We start from the raw sequence: 20,493 nt of genomic DNA, 5'->3' as shown, positions 1-20,493 counted from the left end.
TCGTGCCATGCTCCGAACTCGTCCAGCAGGGCGAGCAGGGGGGTGAAGACGCCTGGGGAGGCTGCCACCGTGAGGTCGTTGGAGGGTGGGGTGCCGGGGTGGCGGGCGGAGGTGAGGGCGCCGGCTTCTCGGGCTATCAGGGCGCCCGCCGCCAGGTCCCACGGGTGCAGGCCGCGTTCGTAGTAGCCGTCGAGACGGCCCGCCGCCACGTCGCAGAGGTCGATCGCCGCCGAGCCGCCGCGGCGGATGTCCCGCACCAGGGGGACCAGCCGGCGGACGACGTCGGCCTGGTGGGCGCGGACGTCGGTGACGTAGTTGAAGCCGGTGGAGACCAGCGCCTGGTCCAGCGGCGGCGACGGCCGGCAGGCCAGGCGCCGCTCGCCCTCCCACGCGCCCGTGGCCCACGCGCCGCCGCCCAGCACCGCGTGGTACGCCTCGCCGCGCATCGGGGCGAACACCGCGCCGGCGACGGTGACGCCGTCCTGCTCGGCCGCGACGGAGACGGCCCAGGTGGGCAGCCCGTACAGGTAGTTCACCGTGCCGTCGAGGGGGTCGATCACCCAGCGGACGCCGCTGCTGCCGGCCGTGGAGGCGCCCTCCTCGCCGAGGACGCCGTCGTCCGGGCGGCGCTCGGCGATCAGCCCGGTGATCAGCTTCTCCGCCGCGATGTCCATCTCGGTGACGACGTCGACCGAGCTGGACTTGGTGGCGGCGACCGCGAGGTCGGCCGGGCGGCCGTCGCGCAGCAGCTCGCCCGCGCGCCGGGCGGCCTCCCGGGCGAGGTCCAGCAGTTCCGCGTGCAGGGGGTCGGTCACGGTGCTCCTCATGCGTAAGGGCTGTCGGCGCCCGCGGCGGCGGGGCGCGGGGCGCGGGCCGGGCAGCAGCCCACCGGGCACAGGTCGTGGCTCGCGCCGAGCGCGCCCAGGGCGCACGGCGTGGCGTCCTGCCCCCGTTCGGCGGTGGCGCGCTCCAGGATCAGCTCGCGGACGGCGGCGGCGAACCGCGGGTCGTCGCCGACGGTCGCCGAGCGGCGCACCGGCAGGCCCAGCTCCTCCGCCTTGGCCGTGGCCTCGGTGTCGAGGTCGTACAGGACCTCCATGTGGTCGGAGACGAAGCCGATGGGGGCCATGACGACGGCCGGCACGCCGGCGGCCTTCCGCTCCTCGAGGTGGTCGCAGATGTCGGGCTCCAGCCACGGGATGTGCGGGGCACCGGAGCGGGACTGGTAGACGAGCTGCCAGGGGTGGTCCACACCCGTGCGCTCGCGGACGGCGTCGGCGATCAGCCGCGCCACGTCCAGGTGCTGCGCGACGTACGCGCCGCCGTCGCCGTGGGCCTCGACGGGGCCGGAGGTGTCCGCGGCGGCGGTGGGGATGGAGTGGGTGCAGAAGGCGATGTGCGCGCCGTCCCGGACGTCCTCGGGGAGGTCGGCGAGCGACCGGAGCACGCCGTCGACCATGGGTTCGACGAAGCCGGGGTGGTTGAAGTAGTGCCGCAGCTTGTCGACCGCCGGCAGCTCCAGCCCCTCCTCCTTCAGCGTGGCGAGCGCGTCGGCGAGGTTCTCGCGGTACTGGCGGCAGCCGGAGTAGGAGGCGTAGGCGCTGGTGGCGAGGACCAGGACGCGGCGGTGGCCGTCGCGGACCATGTCGCGGAGGGTGTCGGTGAGATAGGGCGCCCAGTTGCGGTTGCCCCAGTACACCGGCAGGTCCAGGCCGTGCTCGGCGAAGTCCTTGCGCAGCGCGTGCAGCAGGGCGCGGTTCTGGTCGTTGATGGGGCTGACCCCGCCGAAGAGGAAGTAGTGCTGTCCGACCTCCTTGAGGCGTTCCTTGGGGATGCCCCGCCCGCGCGTCACGTTCTCCAGGAACGGGACGACGTCGTCCGGGCCTTCCGGGCCGCCGAAGGAGAGCAGGAGCAGGGCGTCGTAGGGACTGGCATCGAGCACGTCAGACATGTCTCGATCCTCCCACCCGGCGCCGACAGCGGGGACGGGGGCCGGGGATGTGCCCGGAAGGTGCCGGAGATCACCGGCGCGAACGGGTGACACCGCCGGTAATCTGTATCGACTGCGACAGCACCTTACTGATCTGTACCGATCTTCCGGAGCAGCCGTGTCCAGCCCCTATCGCGCCCTGTTCGCCGCCCCCGGCAGCAAGGCCTTCTCCGCCGCGGGGTTCCTCGGCCGCCTGCCGCTGTCCATGACGGGCATCGGCGTCGTCACGATGATCTCCCAGGTGACCGGCCGGTACGGGCTGGCGGGCGCCCTCTCGGCGACCATCGCGCTGTCCGCCGCGCTGGCGGGCCCTCAGGTCTCGCGGCTGGTGGACCAGTACGGGCAGCGCCGGGTGCTGCGTCCGGCCACGCTGCTGTCGCTGTCCGCGGCCGCGGTGCTGCTGCTCGCCGTCCGCCTCTCGTGGCCCGAGTGGGTGCTGTTCGCCGCGTGCGTGGGGATCGGGTGCGTGCCGAGCCTCGGCGCGATGGTCCGGGCCCGCTGGGCGGCGCTGTACCGCGGCACGCCGAGCCTGCACACCGCCTACTCGTTCGAGTCGGTGGTCGACGAGGTGTGCTTCATCGTCGGCCCGATCGTCTCCATCGGCCTGTCCACGGCGTGGTTCCCGGAGGCCGGCCCGCTGCTGGCCGCCTGTTTCCTGGCGGCCGGCGTCTTCTGGCTGACCGCGCAGCGCGCCACCGAACCGGAGCCGCACCCGCGCGAGCGCAAGGGCGGCGGCACGGCGCTGCGTTCGCGCGGACTGCAGGTGCTGGTGGTGACGTTCGCGGCGACGGGCACGATCTTCGGCTCGGTGGACGTGGTGACGGTCGCCTTCGCCGAGGAGGAGGGGCACAAGGCCGCGGCCAGCCTGGTGCTCGCGGTGTACGCCCTGGGTTCCTGCGTGGCCGGTCTGGTGTTCGGGCTGCTGCACTTCGCGGGGGCGCCGGAACGTCGGTGGTTGCTGGGCGTTTGCGCGATGGCCGTGAGTATGATCCCACTCCTACTGGTCGGAAACTTGCCGTTTCTGGCCGTGGCGCTGTTCGTTGCGGGTCTGTCCATCGCTCCCACGATGATCACGACCATGTCCCTCATCGAAGAGCACGTACCTCGCGCGCAGCTCACCGAGGGCATGACCTGGGTGAGCACCGGGCTCGCGGTCGGCGTCGCCCTCGGTTCCTCAGCGGGCGGCTGGGTGATCGACGCGGCCGGGGCGCGCGCCGGGTACGGGGTGCCGGCGGCCGCCGGGGCCGTCGCGGTCGCGGTCGGTTTCCTCGGGTACCGCCGGCTCAAGCGGCCGGCGCCGGGTCGGGGAGGCTCCGTTGGGCAGCACGACGAGCACGAGGAACGGCACGTGGCGTAACTGGGGAGGCACCGTCTCCGTCCGGCCGGCCCGGGAGGTCACGCCCGCCTCCGTCGACGAACTGGCCGCCGCCGTGCGCCGGGCCGCCGAGGACGGGCTGCCGGTGAAGGCCGTCGGCACCGGCCACTCCTTCACCTCCATAGCGGCGACCGACGGCCTGCTGGTACGCCCTCAGCTGCTGACGGGGATCCGGAGGATCGACCGCGAGGCGGGCACCGTCACGGTCGAGGCGGGCACCCCGCTGAAGCGCCTCAACGTCGCCCTCGCGCGCGAGGGGCTGTCGCTGACCAACATGGGCGACATCATGGAGCAGACGGTCTCCGGGGCCACCAGCACCGGCACCCACGGCACCGGCCGGGAGTCCGCCTCCATCGCCGCCCAGATCAAGGGCCTCGAACTGGTCACCGCCGACGGCTCGGTGCTCACCTGCTCCGAGAAGGAGAACCCGGACGTCTTCGCCGCCGCCCGGATCGGCCTCGGCGCCCTCGGCATCGTCACCGCCCTCACCTTCGCCGTGGAACCGCTGTTCCTGCTCAACGCGCGCGAGGAGCCCATGCCGTTCGACCGGGTGTGCGCCGAGTTCGACGCGCTGTACGCCGAGAACGAGCACTTCGAGTTCTACTGGTTCCCGCACACCGGCAACACCAACACCAAGCGCAACAACCGCGGCGCGGGCCCGGAGCGTCCGGTGCCGCCGCTGCGCGCCTGGTTCGAGGACGAGTTCCTCTCCAACGGCGTCTTCCAGGCCGTCAACTGGGTGGGCCGCGCCGCGCCGGCGACGATTCCGGCCATCGCGCAGATCTCCAGCCGCGCGCTGTCCGCGCGGACCTACACCGACATCCCCTACAAGGTCTTCACCTCCCCGCGCCGGGTGCGCTTCGTGGAGATGGAGTACGCCGTGCCGCGCGAGGCGCTCGTGGACACGCTGCGGGAGCTGAAGGCGATGGTGGACCGGTCCCCGCTGCGGGTGAGCTTCCCGGTCGAGGTGCGCACCGCGCCGGCCGACGACATCACCCTGTCCACGGCGTCCGGCCGGGAGAGCGCCTATGTGGCGGTGCACATGGTCAAGGGGACGCCGTACCAGCGGTACTTCACCGCCGCCGAGCGCATCTTCACCGCGCACGAGGGACGACCCCATTGGGGGAAGATCCACACGCGTGACGCCGAGTACCTCTCACGGGTGTATCCGCGTTTCGGTGAATTCGTCGCGCTGCGGGACCGGCTGGACCCGGAACGGCGTTTCCGCAACGACTACTTGCGGCGGGTGCTGGGCGCGTGAGCCGGGGCGCCCGGTCCGGGGTGCTTCATCCTGGACGCCCGATTCTCGACGCGCGGACATTGCCTCCGTTTCCGGTGATTGCGTGAAGTTCCTTACAAGTCCCCCACGTCCGGGGGTGGATGAGGCGGACAACGGCGGCCAGGTCCCGCCCCTTGCGCGAACTCGCACGGCGTGCCAATCCACGCACGTGGCCCAAATGGAGTACTGTTGCGAGCCCTGGGTCCGGACTCCCGTCAGGGTGCCCGGGTCCGCGGAGGACCGCCGGGAGGGGGCTAGTTGCACAGGGTGACGCATTTGGTCACTTAGCGTTGCGAACAGGTCACCGTGCCATAACGGCGATCCAGGGCCCGCGCCCGACACGCCGGGCAACTCGGCAAGGTTGTGGCAGGCTGCACCCGGGCAGGCCACACTCGACTAGCGGAAGCAGCGACGCACGTGACGTCGGCAGGCACCACCCGGGAGGTCCCCATGCCCGAACTGCGTGTCGTGGCCGTCTCGAATGACGGCACACGGCTGGTGCTGAAGGCTGCGGACAGCACGGAGTACACGCTTCCGATCGACGAACGGCTCCGCGCCGCCGTGCGCGGCGACCGTCCCCGCCTCGGCCAGATCGAGATCGAGGTGGAGAGCCACCTCCGCCCCCGCGACATCCAGGCCCGTATAAGGGCGGGCGCGACCGCGGAAGAGGTCGCGCAGATGGCCGGCATCCCCGTGGACCGCGTACGGCGCTTCGAGGGCCCCGTCCTCGCCGAGCGCGCCTTCATGGCCGAGCGCGCCCGCAAGACGCCGGTGCGCCGCCCCGGTGAGAACTCCGGTCCCCCGCTGGGCGAGACCGTGCAGGAGCGGCTGCTGCTGCGGGGCGCCGAGAAGGACACCGTGCAGTGGGACTCCTGGCGCCGCGACGACGGCACCTGGGAGGTCCTGCTGGTCTACCGGGTGGCGGGCGAGCCGCACTCGGCGAGCTGGACGTACGACCCGCCCCGGCGGCTCGTCCAGGCCGTCGACGACGAGGCCCGCTCGCTGATCGGCGAGTCCGACGACCTCGCGGCGCCCGAGCCCAGCTTCCCGTTCGTGCCGCGCATCGCCCGGCTGCCGCGCGACCGCCCGCTGGACCGCCCCGCCGACCGCGAGCGGCCCAGCCTGCCCGCCCAGGCGTCCGAGCCGCCCGAGGAGTCCACGGCGGCCACCGCCTCCGGCGAACGGGACTCGCTGACCAGCCTGCTGGAGGCCGTACCGAGCTTCCGGGGCGACCTGGTGGTGCCGGAGCGCACCGAACCGGCCGCGGAGGAGTTGGAGTCGGAGCCCGAGGCGGAGGAGCCGCCGGCGCCCGCCGCGTCCGCGGGCTCCGCGTACGCGGACGTGCTGATGCCCCGTTCGGTGGGCGGTCACCGGGACCGGCTCATCGGCTCCACCGACCGGCAGGCCGAGGCGGACGGCGTCCGCCCCGGCCGCCGTGCGGCGGTGCCGAGCTGGGACGAGATCGTGTTCGGTACGCGGCGCAAGAAGCAGGAGTAGTCGGGTTTCCGGGGCTCCGCCCCGGACCCCGCTCCTCGAACGCCGGAAGGGCTGTTTCCCTACCGCGGATCCGGCCCCACCGCGACCGGCCGCTCCGGGTCCGAGGTCCACTCCGACCAGGAGCCGACGTAGAGCGACGCCGGGACGCCGGCGATCTCCAGTGCCAGCACCTCGTGCGCGGCCGACACGCCCGAGCCGCAGTACACGCCGACCGGGACGTCCGGCGTCGCGCCCAGCTCGCCGAAGCGTGCGCGCAGTTCGGCGGCGGGGCGGAAGCGGCCGTCCGGGCCCACGTTGTCCGAGGTCGGGGCGGACAGCGCGCCCGGGATGTGGCCGCCGACGGGGTCGATGGGCTCCACCTCGCCCCGGTACCGCTCCCCCGCACGCGCGTCCAGCAGCACCCCCGCACGCGCCAGCGCCGCCGCGCCGTCCGCGTCCAGCACCGCGCCGTCCGCCGGCTTCGGCACGAAGTCGCCCTCGGCCGGCACGGGCGCCGCCGTCTCCGTCGGGCCGTCCCAGGCGGGCAGTCCGCCGTCCAGGACCCGTACGTCCGGGTGGCCGGTCCACCGCAGCAGCCACCAGGCGCGGGCCGCCGCCCAGCCGATGCCGCCGTCGTACGCGACCACGGGCGTCCCGGCGGACACCCCGGCGCGCCGCATCGCGGCGCCGAACACGTCCAGGTCCGGCAGCGGATGGCGTCCCCGCGGGCCCGGCGGGGAGGCCAGTTCGCGGTCCAGGTCGACGAAGACGGCGCCAGGGATGTGGCCGGAGGCGTAGGCGGCGCGGCCGTCGAACGGCTCGCCGGTCGCGGCGGCCGTGCTGAGCTGCCAGCGGACGTCGAGCAGCACCGGAGGACGCTCCGCGCACAGCGCGTCCGCGAGTTCGGAGGCGGAGATGATGGCGTTCATGGTCACCATCCTCGCGCACGGGGTGGCCGACTCGTCCCGGTCCGGCTACTCTGCTCGGCCGGGCACATCCGGTCACCGCGCGTACGGGATCGGGCACATACGGTGCCGGCTGCGCTGCGGGAACGATCCGCCGGGCCGGCACGGGACGGCCCCGCAGGGGCGAGCGGACACGGCCGACGTACGGGCGGCCGAGAAGAGAGTGACGATGACCGACGCACGGCACACGCCCGGCACACCCTGCTGGGTGAGCCTGACGGTGCGCGGACTCGACGCGACCGAGCAGTTCTACGGGGCGCTGTTCGGCTGGGAGTTCCGGCCCGTCGCACGGCCGCTGGGCCCGTACGTGCGTGCCGAGCTCGACGGGCGGCCGGTGGCCGGGATCGGGGTGCTGCCCCCGGACCGGCGGCTGCCCGTGGCGTGGACGCCCTACTTCGCCTCGGACGACGTGGACGTGACGGCCGAGGCGGTGCGTTCGTGCGGCGGGACCGTGGGCGTGGGGCCGCTGGACGCCGCCGACGCGGGTCGCCTGGCGCTCGCCTCGGACCCGAGCGGCGCGGTCTTCGGCATCTGGCAGTCGGCCGACGGGGCGGCCCCGGCCGCCACCGGCCGGCCCGGCACCCCGGCGTGGAACGAACTGGCCACCTACGAGACGACGAACGTGGCCAAGTTCTACGAGACGGTGTTCGGTTACGACGAGGACCCGGTCGTCTCCGCCGACCTGGACTACGTCACGCTGCGCCTGGACGGCCGCCCGGTGACCGGCGTCCACGGCCTGGGCAACGCCCTCCCCCGCGACCGGGGCCCGCACTGGACGACGTACTTCACGGTGGCGGACACCGACGACGCGGCGGCCCAGGTGCTCGACCTCGGCGGCCAGATCCTCGCCGGCCCTCGGAACACGGAACACGGCCGGGTCGCCACGGTGGCGGACCCGGAGGGGGCGCGGTTCGCGGTGGTGCGGACGCCGCGCTGACGCGCGGTACGGCAGCGCCCGAACGGCTCGTCAGGTCCGTGCACCCGCCGTACGCCCCGACCGCCGCGGCCACGGCACCGGACCGTCGGCGTACCGCTCAGCGGAGCCTGAGTCCGTCGACGACGACGTCCAGCATGCGGCGCAACTGGGGGCGCTGCTCGGGTGCGCCGGCCACGGAGAGCAGACCCGCGAGGATGCCGCCCACCGCGACCGGATCGATGTCGCTGCGCAGTTCCCCTGCTGTGGCGCCGGCCTCGAGCACCATCGCCAGGATCTGCTGAACCTCGTCGCAGACCGGTCCGGTGCCGAAGCGGCCGGAAGCGCTCATGGCGACCAGGGCCTCGCAGATACCGCGTCGTTCACCGGCCCAGTCGGCGAACCGGAGCATCCACGCGTGAAGGGCCTGAGCGGGTGGCTCGGTGGCCAGCAGGGTGCGCGCGTCTTCGCGCAAGGGCCGGATCTGGTCCCGGTAGACCTCTTCGACCAGATCCTCTCGGGTGGGGAAGTGCCGGTACAGGGTGGCGTTGCCCACTCCAGCGCGTTTGGCGATCGCGTCCAGCGAGATCGCGCGTCCGGACGCGAAGGCTTCGGCGGCCGTGGCGATCAACTGCTCGCGGTTGCGCTGCGCGTCGGCGCGCAGGGTGCTGCGTGGAGGTGTCATGACCTTCGCGATCGTGAGTGCCGGATGAGACTCGGGAACGATTCGGGGATGTCCCCGGTTCAGTGTACGGTGAGGAAACCGGGGAGTTCCCCGGTTACGGGTGATCCCACCCATCGCCTCAGCGACGAAAGGTTCGCCATGCCCACAGCACTCATCACCGGGGGAACGACCGGGATCGGGAGAGCGACGGCCGAGCTGCTGCACGCCCGCGGTTACCAGGTCGCGGTCACCGGACAGAATCCCGATTCCCTCGCACGGGCACGATCCGAGCTCCCCGGCGACGTGCTCGTCGTCCGGTCCGACGGGCGCGTGCTCTCCGACACCGACGCCCTGATGTCAGCGGTGTCGGCGCGGTTCGGATCGCTGGACCTGCTCTTCCTCAACGCCGGGATCTTCCGTCCGGCACCGGTCACCGAGGTGACGGAGGAATCGTTCGACGAGCACGCCGACCTCAACTTCAAGGGCCAGTACTTCACCCTCCAGAAGGCCCTTCCCCTCATGAACGACGGCGGCTCGATCGTGCTGACCGTCGGCATCGGATCCCGTCGCGGCAGCCCTGGCGCCACGGTGGGGGCGGCGACACGCGGCGCGCTGCTGGCCATGCTGCCCTCGCTCGCGCTCGAACTGGCCCCGCGCAGGATCCGCGTCAACGCCGTGAGCCCCGGGGCCACCGACACCCCGCTGCTCGACAAGCTGGGGGTGCCCGGGAGCGGCCGGGACGCCATGCGCTCGAGGATCCCCTTCGGGCGCTTCGGATCCAGCCAGGAGGTCGCGGAAGCAGTCGCCTTCCTCGCCTCGGACGCCGCCGGCTACATCACCGGCCAGGACATCGCCGTGGCCGGCGGCTACGGGCTCGGCGCCTGAGACCGGGGCGAGCCGACCATCACCGACCGCACCTCCCGTACGCCACGAACCGCACCGCACAGGAGAACACGATGGCACTCACTCTCGACACCTATCGGCTGCTGGGCCGTTCCGGACTGCGGGTCTCACCGCTGGCGCTGGGCACGGCGACCTTCGGCACCGAGTGGGGCTGGGGCGCCGAACGCGACGAGGCGCGCAAGCTCTTCGACCGCTACACCGAGCTCGGCGGCAACTTCTTCGACACCGCCAGCACCTACACCAACGGCAGCTCCGAGCGACTGCTCGGCGAATTCGCCCGCACCGACCGCGACAGGATGGTGCTGGCGACGAAGTACTCGACGCTGCGCCGGCCCGGTGACCCGAACTCCGGGGGTACTCACCGCAAGAGCATGGTGGCGTCGGTGGAGGCCAGTCTGCGGCAGCTGGACACCGACTACATCGATCTGCTCTACGTGAACGTATGGGACTTCAGGACGCCGGTGGAGGAGATCCTGCGGGGCCTGGACGACCTGGTGAGACAGGGCAAGGTGCTGTATGTGGCGATCTCCAGCGCCCCGGCCTGGCAGGTGTCGCGCATGCAGACGATCGCCGACCTGCGCGGCTGGTCGCCACTGGTCGCGCTGGAGACCGAGTACAGCCTGATCGAGCGCACCGCGGAGCGTGACCTGATCCCGATGGCGCGCGAGATGGGACTCGGCGTGGTGCCCTTCTCCCCGTTGGGCGGCGGGGTGCTCACCGGCAAGTACAGCCGGGAGGACCGCAACCGGGCGGGCTCCGTCGCCGGGGAAACCGCCGGCGACCGCAAGAGCCTCAACGTCGCCCTGGGATGGGTCACCGACCGCAACCTCGCCATTGCCGATGCGGTGAAGGAGGTGGCCTCCGAGCTGGGCCGCACACCCGCCCAGGTCGCACTGGCCTGGACCCTGAACGCCCCGGGCGTGACGGCACCCATCGTCGGCGCCCGCACCATCGCGCAGCTGGAGGACAACCTGGGTGCTTTGCAGGTCGACCTCACTCCTTCCCAGCTGACTCGCCTCGACGAGGCCAGCGCCATCGACCTCGGCAACCCGCACGGTCTGCTCGCCAGCGAGCACATCCGCACGGTCACCACGGGCGACATGAAGATCGAGACTCTCGGCTGATGCGCCTCCCGAACGGCGGCATCCGGAATACACCGACATGTGTGTGACGAAGGGAAGGAGCAACCTCGCTATGGGTGAGTACGGCGACAAGAATGTGGTGATCACGGGGGGCAGCAGCGGCATGGGGCTCGCACTGGCGGAGTTGCTGGTGCAAGGCGGAGCCCGCGTGGTGGTCACCGGTCGTTCCCAGGCCAAGCTCGACGTGGCACGCGAGCGGCTCGGCGACGGTGCGGTGGCCGTCCGGGCGGACGTGGCCTCCCTGTCCGACCTGGAGATGCTCGCCCGCCAGGTGAGGAGCGAACTCGGCTCGATCGAGGCCTTGTTCGTCAATGCCGGCATCTCCCCTCTCACGCCCCTCGAGTCGACGACCGAGGAGGTGTACGACGAGCTGTTCGCGATCAACGTCAAGGGCGCCTTCTTCACCGTGCAGAAGCTCGCCCCGCTGCTGAGCGCGAACGCCGGCATCGTCCTCACCACCTCGATCGCGAACGTCATCGGCATGGTGGACACCAGCGTCTACGCGGCCGGCAAGGCGGCGCTGCGCTCGATGGCCCGCTCCTTCTCCCGGGAGCTGCTTCCGCGGGGAATCCGCGTCAACGCGATCAGCCCGGGTCCCATCGACTCGGGGATCCTGGACACGATGAACTTGTCCGAAGAGGCCGCCGACCGGTTCAGGGCGGAGCGGACCGCGAGCAACCCCATGAAGCGCTACGGCACCGTCGAAGAGTTCGCCAAGGCGGCCGCGTTCCTCGCCTTCGACGCCACGTACACCACCGGCGTCGAGCTGGCCGTGGACGGCGGCGAAACCCAGCTCTGAGCACGCCGCACCACGTCGTCGTGTCGATCAGGCCGCGAGCAGTCCACGCAGACGCTCGGCCGGGGGTTCCCCGGCCGAGCGTTTCGCGTGGGACCACGGCGACGTTCTCGCCCCGCCGGACGGCGGCCGCTCGAACACCGCGGGGTGCGCCGACGGGTGGGTCAGGGCCCGTCCGGCGCCGTCGCGCCACGTGAGTCGTACGCGGCCCGGGCGGCGTGGATGCCGTCCAGGTTGCGCGTGGACCACTCCAGCAGGGGCGCCGTGGCCTCGCGCAGGGTCATGCCCATCGGCGTGAGCGCGTAACTGACGTGCGGCGGCATGACGTTGTGCACGGTTCGGGTGAGGATGCCGTCGCGTTCCAGGCTGCGCAGGGTGACGGTCAGCATGCGCTGGCTGATGCCCGTGGTGGCGCGCTTGAGTTCGGTGAAGCGGCGCGGGCCCTGGCTGAGGTTGCGGACGACGAGCAGGGACCACTTGTCGCCGACGATGCCGAGGACGTCGCTGGTGCGGCAGGGGTCCTGTAGGGGCGGGGCGGGTGACGGGCCGTCGGCCGCGGTCATGGTTACCCCCAGGGAACCGGGTCACCGGAATGTGCCTTATTGCCCCGGGTCGGGCGCGTGCACCACGATGAAGGGGCGGTTCCCGAAGCGTACCGAGGCACGGAAGGGAACCGACTTCTTCCCCATGCCTCGTCCTCCTGAAGGGTTCCCTGTGTCGACTTACCTGCTTGTCCACGGCGCCTGGCACGACGGCCGGTGCTGGGACCGGACCGCCCCGCTGCTGGAGGCCGCCGGCCACCGCGTGTTCCGGCCCTCGCTGACCGGTTACGGCGACACGGCGCATCTGCTCGGACCCGAGGTGGGTCTGGACACCCATGTCGAGGACGTCGTCCGGCTGATCAAGGACGAGGACCTGACCGACGTGATCCTGGTCGGCCACAGCTACGCGGGCCTGGTGATCTCGTCCGCGGCCAACGAGGTCCCGGAGCGGGTCGCGCACCTGGTGTATCTGGACGCGATGGTGCCCGAGCACGGCGAGACCGCGGTCGACGCGCAGCCCGTGACACAGCGGCTGATCGACGCCGCCGCCTCCTCGGACACCCCGTGGCGCATCCCGCCGCTGCCGGAACTGCCGCCGCCGCTCGGTCTGTTCGGGGTGACCGACCCGGCGGACGCGGCGTGGCTGCGCGGCATGCTGTCCGACCATCCTGTGCTGTGCCTGCGTCAGCCGGCCCGCCTGGACAACCCGGCCCTGCGTCAGGTGCCGCGCACACACGTCCACTGCGTGGGCGCCACGCCGGAGGGCATCGTGCGGCGCCCGGTGCCGGCGGTTCAGCCGAACGGGACGCCGGCGCGGGTGCGGGAGCTGCCCACCGGGCACGACTGCATGATCACGATGCCCGCCGAGCTGAGCGAACTTCTGCTCGACCTGGCGGGCTAGGCACGCCTAGACCGCGGCGGCCGGGACCCGCACCGTCTCCACCCAGTGCGGCGGCTCGGGGGCGCCCTCGCCGATCAGGGCCGCGATCAGGCGGCAGGACGGCGTTTCGGCGGGCCAGGGGGTGAGACCGTCGGTGAGGACGATCACGATCGACGGGCGGTCGGGCGCGGCGAGCGCGGCGTCGATGCCGACGCGCATGTCCGTGCCGCCTCCGCCGCCGAGCGTGACCTGCTCGGTGGACGTCACCCTCGACACGGCGTGCACGTCGGCGTCGCAGGCGAGGACGGTGACGCGGTTGCCCCGTACGCCGACCTCGCGCAGCACGCCCGTGATCTCGCCCAGCGCGGCGGCGAGTTCCGCGTCGCCCATCGAGCCCGAGGTGTCGACGACGACGGCCACCCGGGGCAGGGGGCGGCGCAGGCTCGGCATGACCACGCCGCGCAGCGCGGGGGTGCGGCGCGAGGGGCGGCGGTAGGTGTAGTCGACGGCGCCGCCCGCCCAGGCCGCGGCCTCCCGTACCGCGCCGGACAGGGCCTGCCGCCAGTCGACCGTGGGTTCCAGGAGCTGCTCGGCCCAGCGCTGCCAGCCGTGGGGCAGGGTGCCGCGGGAGCGCTGGTGGGCGCGCATCGCCTCGGCGGTGTGCCGGCGCAATGCCTGCGCCTCGGCCGCCCCGACCCCGCCGGGGCCCTCGGCCGACGGGAGTTCCCATGGTGCGGGGATGCCGTGGGCGCCCGAGCCGCAGTCGTGCCCGCGTACGTGCGAGGGCAGCGCCGGCAGGTACTCCTCGAACAACTGGCCGTCGGGCAGGCCGAAGACGCGGGGCTCCGCGCGTCCGGCGGGCAGACGCAGGCCGTCGGCGAGGAGGTCGTCGTTGATCTCGCAGTCCTGGGCGACGTTGACGCGGTAGTGGTCGCGCTGGTCGGCGGCGGGGAGCCGGCCCGCGCGGCCGTGGTGGTCGCGCAGCAGGTGCGCCACCTCGTGGATCCACACGCCCGCGAGCTCCTCGACAGGGGTCGCGTCGACGAACGCGGGCGACGCGTAGCAGCGCCAGTGCCGGTCCACGCCCATCGTCTCCACCTCGTCGCTCGCCACGATGCCGAGGGCGTACAGCGCCGACGCCAGGTAGGGGCGGTCCTGCGCCGCGCGGTAGCGGGCGGCGAGCAGTTTGGTGCGGTCCAGGCGGCCGCGGGGGTCCGTCATGCCCGTACGGCTCAACGGGCGCCGGGCAGGGCGCCGGACAGCCGGAGCAGGTCCAGGAACGCGTCGATGCCGGGCGGTACGGGCCAGTCCAGCCGGCGCATCTGCGCGAGGTCGGTGGCGGCACGGGCGGCGACGTCCGGCACGCCCGCGTCCACGGCCTTCGCCAGGACGACCCAGGCGGCCTCCCAGCGGGGGCGCGTGAGGTCGCTCTGGACGGCGGCCACCACCGCGATGAGGAAAGCCAGCTGCCGGTCGCCGCGGTCCGGCAGCGCGAACGCGCCGGGGTCGGCGAGCACCCGCTCGGGGTCGGGCAGGTCGAGGTGCTCCAGGTACGACAGCAGCTCGATGCCCGCGCCGTCCCCGACGGCCCCGGTGAGCGCGGCGGCCGTCGCCTCACGGCCCGCGCCGGTCGCGTACGCCGTCGCCAGCAGCCGCAGCGCCATCTCCCAGGTGCGCGGTGACGGCCAGGAGCGGCCCCGGGCCTCGGCGTCGCCGGGGAGCTGGTGGACCAGGCCGGGGCGGGCGGTGAGGAAACCGGAGACGGCGCCGCGCGCCCGCGCCACGGCGCCGGGGGCCTTGGCGGGGTCGACCACCGGGATCGTGGCCTCCGGCCAGGTGCCGGCCATGCCGCGCGCGACCGTGGCCGGGTCGTGGGTCCAGTGCAGGTGGACGAACCGGTTGGCGAGCGGCGGGCTGAGATGCCAGCCGTCGGCGGCGCTCGACGGCGGGTTGGCGGCGGCGACGATCCGCACCGCGTCGGGCAGGACGAGGCTGCCGACCCGGCGTTCCAGCACCACGCGCAGCAGCGCCGCCTGCACGGCCGGGGGCGCGGAGGACAGTTCGTCGAAGAAGAGGAGCCCGTGCCCGGCGTCCCGGAGCCGGACCGCCCAGTCGGGCGGGGCCATGGGCACGCCCGTCGCCGCCGGGTCGTCGCCGACGATCGGCAGCCCGGCGAAGTCCGAGGGCTCGTGGACGCTCGCGATGACCGTCTCCAGCGGCAGGCCGAGTCCGGCGGCGAGCTGCTCCAGTCCCGCCGACTTGCCGATGCCGGGTTCGCCCCACAGCAGGACGGGCTGGTTGGCCGTCACCGCCAGGGCCAGCGCCTCCAGTTGCGAGCTGGTGGCGGGCTCGGTGCGGCGGGCGCGCAGCCGGGCGACGAGGGCGTCGGCGGCGGCCAGCGGGTCGGGGGCGGGGCTGGCGGTCAAGGCTTGGTTCCTCGCTGTGCTGGGCGGGCTCGGGCCGTGCGGGGGCGGGTGCGGGTGCGGGTCGGTGGCGGTCGCGCTCGACGCGCTACTCGTCGTCCTCGAGGCTGTCCATGTGGTCGTCCCACCAGTCGGCCCCGGCGTCCGGGTGTTCCTCCCGTACGCGCTTCTCGAGGAAGGCCAGGTCGTGGCGGCGGTACCGGCGGACGACGTGTGCCAGGGACATCTCCATGTGGTCCTCGACGTCGATCCGGGCGCCCGCGTCGAGCAGCGCCTCCACGAGGGCGCGGGAGCCGCGCTCGGCGACCGCCACGAACAGCGGGGTCCGCGCCTCCGCGTCCCGGGCCTCCAGGTCGAGCCCCGCCGCGAGCAGACGGGGCAGCAGCGGCTCGTGGTCGAGGAGGTTGAGGACATGCAGCAGGGAGCGTCCCGAGGCGGCGCACACGCGGGGGTCCACGCCCATGTCCAGGAGCCGGAGCACGCCCTCGGTGTCGCCATGCTGGGCGCGCAGGAAGAGGTCGCGGCGCTGGGCGTGCAGCGCCTTCGGCAGCCGGCCCTCGCCGGACGCCCAGGTCTGCTCCACCGCGAAGCAACCGGCGACGTCGCCGCCGAACGCGCGCAGGGCCCGTTCGCGCTGCTGCTCCTCGTCGCTGTGCGGCATGCGGAGCAGGCCGCCCGGCCGGAAGCCCACTTCGTGCCACTCGCCCCGGCAGCGCACCCGGACGGGCGGCGGGGCGTCGGGGCCCGGCGGGCCGCCGATGCCGCCCTCGGGGCGGACACCGGGGAACAGGGCCGCGCCGACCAGCGGGTGCAGGTGCTCCGGCTCGATCCCGCCCACCCGGAGCAGGTCGAGGTCGGGAAGCCTGCGCCACAGCGTCTCGGGCAGCAGCGGCAGGCCCTCGGCCTCGTCACGGTCCACGGCCTTCAGCGCCAGACCCGTGGCCGTGGGCTCCAGCAGGAGATACGTGCGCCAGTCGGCGGAGATCAGGAAGCGGTCGCCGACGCCCTCGCCGCGGAGCCGGCGGATCTCGCGCTCCAGGCGGGTGTGGTCGAGCGCGAGCCTGCCGACGGCCGTCACCGGATCGCTGCGGTACCAGCGGGGTCCGGTGGCCGGGGCCGTCAGGTCGGCGTCGATCCCGGCCGCCGCGAAGGCCTCGGCGACCTCGCCTCTTTCGTGCAGCAGCGTCACCCACTCGGCGCGGGCCGCCGCGTCACCGGGGCCCGGGTCCGAGGAGGGCAGCGCGTCCGGGGCGAGCGGTCGGCCCTCGGCGTCGAAGAAGGGCAGCCGACCGGGTCCGCCGGCGTGCTCGCGGAGTTCGGCGGTGTGCCGCGCGTCCCACAGGTGCCGGGCGTACCGCCAGTCGTCCGTCGTGGAGCCGAAGACGCCGGCCGGGCCCTCGTCCCCGAGCGTGCCGAACCGCAGGGTGACCCGCTGCGGCCCTTGCCGCATCGGAGGCGTGTCGACGTACAGGTACGGCGTGGAGCGCGGGCCTTCGTCCGGCCGGACCGGCCGGTACCGGGCGAGGACCACGGTGCGCCCGGTGTCGAGGGTGGTCCAGCCGTGGAGCAGCCGGGGCAGGTGCCAGCGCAGCAGGTCGGGGACCAGGTGCCGCAGGTCGTCCTCCAGCGCGGCGGACACGTCCTGGCCGCACTGCTCGGTGATCTCCGCCAGGTCGATGTCGACGTCGGCCAGGGCCGCGGCGCAGGCGCCCCGCCAGTCGCCCGCGGTACGGCGTTCGGCCGCCTGCTCGATCATGTGGCGGGGCACGGCGTACCGGCGGACACGGCGCCGGCTCGCCGCCTCCTCCGGCGAGAAGCACGCGGGTGCGGTGCGGCGGTTCACCGGTAGACGCTCCCTATCGCGCGCAGGTCGGGGTGGGCGGCGGTCGTGGGCCGCAGCCGCCGGGTGAAGGAGCGCTTCACCTTGCGGGGCAGCCCGGGGCCGAGGCCGACGTACTCCAGGGGCGAGCCGTCCGGGACGGCCGCCAGCAGGGACTTCGCGCCGCGTCCGGTGAGGCCGGTGTGGCGCAGCTCCAGCCGGCGCAGGGGGCTGCCGGGGAGCGCGGAGGCCAGGGCGTGGGCGCCGTCGTCGCCGGTGGCGTTGGGCGGTGCGCCGAGGCTGCGTTCCGACATGGGCCGTCCGAGGTCGAGCGTCTCGATGCCGCCCAGGGCGTCGGCGAGGGCGCGTGCTCCGGCGGGACCGATGCCGTTGCCGCCGAGGCCGAGCCGCACCGGGTGGCGGGAGTCGGCGGCGGCTGCCGCGAGCACGGCGGCGCCATCGTCGCCGAGGTGGTTGGCGGGCAGGTACAGCTCGCGCACGCCCGCCTCCCGGATGAGCGCCGCGAGCAGGGCGGCGGTGCCGGCGGTGAGGCCGTTGCCGCCGAGGAAGAGGCGTTCCACCGGGTGCGGGCGGCCGGTGAGGGCGTCGAGCAGGACGCGCAGACTCGCCGCGGTGAGGCCGGTGTTGACCAGGTCGAGGGTGCGCAGGGCCGTGTTGCGGCGGAGCATCGCGGCGAGGGCCGTGACGCCGTCATCGCCGACGGGGTTGCGCTTGAGCCAGAGGGCGCGGACGGTGTCGTCGGCGCGGAGCGCGTCGGCGAGCGCGGTGACGCCGTCGGGGCCGATGCGGTTGCAGCCGAGGTAGAGCGTGTGCAGTCCGTGATCGTCGGCGAGGGCGCGGGCGACGGTCGTCGCTCCTTCGTCGCCGATGGCGTTGGTGCCGAGCAGGACGTGCCGGGCGTGCGGGGAGGCTGCCGCGGCGGGCATGAGCCGGGCGGCGCCCGCGGCTCCCAGTCCCTGCTTGCACAGGTCGACGCGACCGTCGGTGCGCAGGGTGCCGAGCGGGAAGGCCTCGTCGTCCTCGACCGCCCGGCCGGAACCGAGCCTGGCCAGCAGCGGGTCGAGTCCCGCGGGATCGGCGGCCGGGACGTCCGGGTGCTCGATCGCAGGGCAGCGCACGGGGGTCGGCTGCGTCATCACCACTCCACCGGTCCGTCGCCGGTGTCCGGTCCGCCGGGGGCGGCACGGCCCCCGCCCGCCCAGGACGGACCGACGTCTGTCGACGTTTCTCCACGACTAGGGCGGCAAGACCGGTCGGATTCGAACCGACGTCCTCCAGCTTGATGCGTGGGCGCGACGACCTCTGCGCTACGGCCTTGCCTGGCGAAGATCATAGCGGGACCGGACGCATCGTTCGATCACTTGTTTGGAAAACATGGGGTGCGGCGGCGAGCGGGCCGTGTCCTCAGCCCGGCGACACCGGCAGCACGTCCGGCGACAGCGCCGCCGCCCTCGCCGTCGCGGCCGTCATCCGGCGCCGGTGATGGCGCCGGCACAGCACCTCGTAGCCGATCTCGTCCGCGGACCCGGTGACGTCGCCGACGACGACCTGGGCGCCCTCGACGACCATGACGCCGCCGACCGTGCGGGCGTTGTGCGTGGCGCGGGCGCCGCACCAGCACAGGGCCTCGACCTGGAGCACCTCGACCCGGTCGGCGAGTTCGACCAGGCGCTGGGAGCCGGGGAACAGCTTGGAGCGGAAGTCGGTGGTGATGCCGAAGGCATAGACGTCGAGGTCCAGGTCGTCCACCACGCGGGCAAGCTGGTCGATCTGCTCGGGCGCCAGGAACTGCGCCTCGTCGGCGATCACGTAGTCCGCGCGGCGGCCCTGCGAGAGGTGGTCGACGAGGTGGGCGTACAGGTCGGCGCCGTCCTCCACCTCCACCGCGTCGGTGACCAGGCCCAGGCGGGAGGACAGCTTGCCCTCGCCGGCCCGGTCGTTGCGGGTGAAGATCATGCCGACCAGGCCGCGCGCCGACCGGTTGTGCTCGATCTGCAGAGCGAGGGTCGACTTCCCGCAGTCCATCGTTCCGCAGAAGAACACCAGCTCGGACATGGGGGGTCGGGAACCTTTCGGCAGGGGGCGGGGACGACGCGGCGCGTCAGGAGCGTACTTCGAGGAGGGGGACCAGCTGCTCGGCCGGGGTCATGGAACCGTGGTTGCCGACCATCGCCGACTCCCTGGGCTCCCGCTCGGAGGCGACGAGGAGGACGTCGTCCCGCGCGGCGGCGATCACGTCGCCGAGCCGGTGGTACACGCGCTCGTCGACCTCGGGCCCGAACCAGCCCGCGGCGATCGCCTCGTCGCGGGAGGCGACCCAGAACTGCTCGCCGAGCACCTCGCGCCAGCACGCCAGCACGTCGCCGGCGGCGCCGGGCACCGCGTACACGTGCCGCGCGCGGCCCTCGCCGCCGAGCAGGGCGACGCCCGCCTTCAGCTCCCAGTCCTCGTCGAAGTCGATGCGGTGCGTCTCGTCGAAGGGGATGTCGACCATGCCGTGGTCGGCGGTGACGTAGAGGGCGCTGCGCGGCGGGAGTTGCTCGGCGAGCCGCTGCACCAGGCGGTCCACGTACATGAGCTGGCCGCGCCAGGTGTCGGAGTCGACGCCGAAGCGGTGGCCGGCGCCGTCGACCTCGGCGTAGTACGTGTAGACCAGGGCGCGGTCGGCGGCGGCGAGTTGCGCGGCGGCGGCGTCCATGCGGTCCTCGCCGGACAGCTTCCCCTGGAAGGTGCCGCCGCTCAGCGCGACCTTGGTCAGCGGGGTGTTGGCGAAGGTCGGGGAGGACACCTGGGCGGCGTGCACGCCCGCGCGGTGCGCCAGTTCGAACACGGTCGGGTACGGCTGCCAGGCGCCCGGCGGGGTCCAGGGCTGCCAGCGCAGCTGGTTCATCAGCTCGCCGGTGTTCGGGTCGCGCACGGTGTAGCCGGGCAGGCCGTGGGCGCCCGGGGGCAGGCCGGTGCCGACGGAGGCGAGGGAGGTCGCGGTGGTCGCCGGGTAGCCGGCGGTGATCGGGCGTCCGGTGCCGCCGCGCGAGGCGGGCAGCAGGGACGTCAGGAACGGCGCCTCCTCCGGGTGGGCCTTGAGCTGCTCCCAGCCGAGGCCGTCGATGAGGAAGACGCAGTTGCGGTCGGCGGGGGTCAGTTCGCCGATGCCCGCGGTCATGCCGGGGACGCCGAGGCCGGCGGCGAGGGTGGGCAGCAGGTCGGCCAGGGAGCCGGTGCCGTAGGCGGGGACGGGCGCGGAGCCGACGGGGAGGGGCTCCGGGTGGGTGTCCCAGGCGTCGGGCGCCAGGGGGCCTCGGTCG

The 20,493-nt window shown here is 73.6% G+C and carries 19 protein-coding genes and 1 pseudogene; 8 read left to right on the top strand and 12 right to left on the bottom strand.

Annotation, left to right across the window (positions count from 1 at the left end):
- On the bottom strand, window positions 1-815 hold an 815-nt coding region (locus CCN29_RS19645; protein WP_086683421.1), incomplete at its 3' end, for an inositol monophosphatase family protein.
- Window positions 816-823: 8 nt separating this feature from the next.
- Window positions 824-1,951 carry a ferrochelatase gene (locus CCN29_RS19640; protein WP_006136391.1) on the bottom strand — a complete coding sequence of 376 codons (1,128 nt, stop codon included), beginning with the start codon at window positions 1,949-1,951 and terminating at the stop codon, window positions 824-826.
- A 157-nt stretch (window positions 1,952-2,108) separates the two neighbouring features.
- Here CCN29_RS19640 and CCN29_RS19635 point away from each other — a divergent pair, with 157 nt between their 5' ends.
- From CCN29_RS19635 to sepH, 3 genes are all read left to right on the top strand, one after another.
- Entirely contained in the window at window positions 2,109-3,347 is a 1,239-nt protein-coding gene (locus CCN29_RS19635) for an MFS transporter (RefSeq protein ID WP_006136392.1), read from the top strand.
- On the top strand, window positions 3,307-4,626 hold the full coding sequence (locus tag CCN29_RS19630; RefSeq protein ID WP_006136393.1) for a D-arabinono-1,4-lactone oxidase: 1,320 nt from the start codon (window positions 3,307-3,309) through the stop codon (window positions 4,624-4,626). Before CCN29_RS19635 ends, CCN29_RS19630 begins: the two co-directional genes overlap by 41 nt.
- Window positions 4,627-5,094: 468 nt before the next feature.
- Window positions 5,095-6,141, top strand: coding sequence for a septation protein SepH (gene sepH, locus CCN29_RS19625; protein ID WP_006136394.1), 1,047 nt, complete (start codon window positions 5,095-5,097; stop codon window positions 6,139-6,141).
- Between the two features lie 59 nt (window positions 6,142-6,200).
- Here sepH and CCN29_RS19620 read toward each other — a convergent pair whose 3' ends face one another.
- Entirely contained in the window at window positions 6,201-7,049 is an 849-nt protein-coding gene (locus tag CCN29_RS19620) for a sulfurtransferase (protein WP_086683418.1), read from the bottom strand.
- A 205-nt stretch (window positions 7,050-7,254) separates the two neighbouring features.
- Here CCN29_RS19620 and CCN29_RS19615 point away from each other — a divergent pair, with 205 nt between their 5' ends.
- Entirely contained in the window at window positions 7,255-8,022 is a 768-nt protein-coding gene (locus tag CCN29_RS19615) for a VOC family protein (protein WP_006136396.1), read from the top strand.
- A 97-nt stretch (window positions 8,023-8,119) separates the two neighbouring features.
- Here the strand turns inward: CCN29_RS19615 and CCN29_RS19610 are convergent, their stop codons facing one another.
- Complete coding sequence (locus tag CCN29_RS19610; protein WP_006136397.1) at window positions 8,120-8,683, bottom strand: TetR/AcrR family transcriptional regulator; 564 nt, start codon at window positions 8,681-8,683, stop codon at window positions 8,120-8,122.
- Window positions 8,684-8,821: 138 nt separating this feature from the next.
- On the opposite strand from CCN29_RS19610, the gene CCN29_RS19605 reads away from it, so the two are divergent.
- The 3 genes from CCN29_RS19605 to CCN29_RS19595 all read left to right on the top strand — a co-directional run bounded on the left by CCN29_RS19605 (window position 8,822) and on the right by CCN29_RS19595 (window position 11,506).
- Window positions 8,822-9,547 carry an SDR family oxidoreductase gene (locus CCN29_RS19605; RefSeq protein WP_086683415.1) on the top strand — a complete coding sequence of 242 codons (726 nt, stop codon included), beginning with the start codon at window positions 8,822-8,824 and terminating at the stop codon, window positions 9,545-9,547.
- A 71-nt stretch (window positions 9,548-9,618) separates the two neighbouring features.
- On the top strand, window positions 9,619-10,689 hold the full coding sequence (locus tag CCN29_RS19600) for an aldo/keto reductase (RefSeq protein ID WP_031022458.1): 1,071 nt from the start codon (window positions 9,619-9,621) through the stop codon (window positions 10,687-10,689).
- A 70-nt stretch (window positions 10,690-10,759) separates the two neighbouring features.
- Window positions 10,760-11,506, top strand: coding sequence for an SDR family oxidoreductase (locus CCN29_RS19595; RefSeq protein WP_031022459.1), 747 nt, complete (start codon window positions 10,760-10,762; stop codon window positions 11,504-11,506).
- 161 nt (window positions 11,507-11,667) lie between these two features.
- On the opposite strand, the gene CCN29_RS19590 is transcribed toward CCN29_RS19595, so the two are convergent.
- Entirely contained in the window at window positions 11,668-12,066 is a 399-nt protein-coding gene (locus CCN29_RS19590) for a winged helix-turn-helix transcriptional regulator (RefSeq protein ID WP_006136401.1), read from the bottom strand.
- Between the two features lie 151 nt (window positions 12,067-12,217).
- On the opposite strand from CCN29_RS19590, the gene CCN29_RS19585 reads away from it, so the two are divergent.
- On the top strand, window positions 12,218-12,946 hold the full coding sequence (locus tag CCN29_RS19585; RefSeq protein ID WP_006136402.1) for an alpha/beta fold hydrolase: 729 nt from the start codon (window positions 12,218-12,220) through the stop codon (window positions 12,944-12,946).
- A 6-nt stretch (window positions 12,947-12,952) separates the two neighbouring features.
- On the opposite strand, the gene CCN29_RS19580 is transcribed toward CCN29_RS19585, so the two are convergent.
- The 7 genes and pseudogenes from CCN29_RS19580 to CCN29_RS19550 all read right to left on the bottom strand — a co-directional run bounded on the left by CCN29_RS19580 (window position 12,953) and on the right by CCN29_RS19550 (window position 20,480).
- Complete coding sequence (locus tag CCN29_RS19580) at window positions 12,953-14,146, bottom strand: vWA domain-containing protein (protein ID WP_006136403.1); 1,194 nt, start codon at window positions 14,144-14,146, stop codon at window positions 12,953-12,955.
- A gap of 11 nt (window positions 14,147-14,157) precedes the next feature.
- A complete protein-coding gene (locus tag CCN29_RS19575; RefSeq protein WP_006136404.1) occupies window positions 14,158-15,351 on the bottom strand; it encodes an AAA family ATPase in 1,194 nt (397 codons plus the stop codon).
- An 85-nt stretch (window positions 15,352-15,436) separates the two neighbouring features.
- A complete protein-coding gene (locus CCN29_RS19570; RefSeq protein WP_086683412.1) occupies window positions 15,437-17,191 on the bottom strand; it encodes an ankyrin repeat domain-containing protein in 1,755 nt (584 codons plus the stop codon).
- Window positions 17,188-18,324, bottom strand: coding sequence for a leucine-rich repeat domain-containing protein (locus CCN29_RS19565; RefSeq protein WP_031022469.1), 1,137 nt, complete (start codon window positions 18,322-18,324; stop codon window positions 17,188-17,190). Before CCN29_RS19565 ends, CCN29_RS19570 begins: the two co-directional genes overlap by 4 nt.
- Window positions 18,325-18,432: 108 nt before the next feature.
- Window positions 18,433-18,505: pseudogene (locus CCN29_RS19560) on the bottom strand.
- A gap of 87 nt (window positions 18,506-18,592) precedes the next feature.
- Window positions 18,593-19,243 (bottom strand): thymidine kinase, encoded by a 651-nt coding sequence (locus tag CCN29_RS19555; protein WP_006136407.1) that lies wholly within the window; start codon window positions 19,241-19,243, stop codon window positions 18,593-18,595.
- A gap of 46 nt (window positions 19,244-19,289) precedes the next feature.
- Window positions 19,290-20,480, bottom strand: coding sequence for an alkaline phosphatase family protein (locus tag CCN29_RS19550; protein WP_086683424.1), 1,191 nt, complete (start codon window positions 20,478-20,480; stop codon window positions 19,290-19,292).
- Window positions 20,481-20,493: the final 13 nt, after the last annotated feature.

It is taken from the genome of Streptomyces pseudogriseolus (assembly GCA_002154585.1).
Classification (GTDB): Bacteria; Actinomycetota; Actinomycetes; order Streptomycetales; family Streptomycetaceae; genus Streptomyces; species Streptomyces pseudogriseolus.
Note: the sequence above shows the minus strand (reverse complement) of the source record. Positions and strands in the feature narration are given on the sequence as shown.

Coding starts and splice junctions, on each gene's coding strand:
- CCN29_RS19590 (WP_006136401.1), bottom strand. CDS start 12,066: ATGACCGCGGCCGACGGCCCGTCACCCGCCCCGCCCCTACAGGACCCC.
- CCN29_RS19640 (WP_006136391.1), bottom strand. CDS start 1,951: ATGTCTGACGTGCTCGATGCCAGTCCCTACGACGCCCTGCTCCTGCTC.
- CCN29_RS19555 (WP_006136407.1), bottom strand. CDS start 19,243: ATGTCCGAGCTGGTGTTCTTCTGCGGAACGATGGACTGCGGGAAGTCG.
- sepH (WP_006136394.1), top strand. CDS start 5,095: ATGCCCGAACTGCGTGTCGTGGCCGTCTCGAATGACGGCACACGGCTG.
- CCN29_RS19565 (WP_031022469.1), bottom strand. CDS start 18,324: ATGACGCAGCCGACCCCCGTGCGCTGCCCTGCGATCGAGCACCCGGAC.
- CCN29_RS19595 (WP_031022459.1), top strand. CDS start 10,760: ATGGGTGAGTACGGCGACAAGAATGTGGTGATCACGGGGGGCAGCAGC.
- CCN29_RS19620 (WP_086683418.1), bottom strand. CDS start 7,049: ATGAACGCCATCATCTCCGCCTCCGAACTCGCGGACGCGCTGTGCGCG.
- CCN29_RS19580 (WP_006136403.1), bottom strand. CDS start 14,146: ATGACGGACCCCCGCGGCCGCCTGGACCGCACCAAACTGCTCGCCGCC.
- CCN29_RS19605 (WP_086683415.1), top strand. CDS start 8,822: ATGCCCACAGCACTCATCACCGGGGGAACGACCGGGATCGGGAGAGCG.
- CCN29_RS19610 (WP_006136397.1), bottom strand. CDS start 8,683: ATGACACCTCCACGCAGCACCCTGCGCGCCGACGCGCAGCGCAACCGC.
- CCN29_RS19615 (WP_006136396.1), top strand. CDS start 7,255: ATGACCGACGCACGGCACACGCCCGGCACACCCTGCTGGGTGAGCCTG.
- CCN29_RS19600 (WP_031022458.1), top strand. CDS start 9,619: ATGGCACTCACTCTCGACACCTATCGGCTGCTGGGCCGTTCCGGACTG.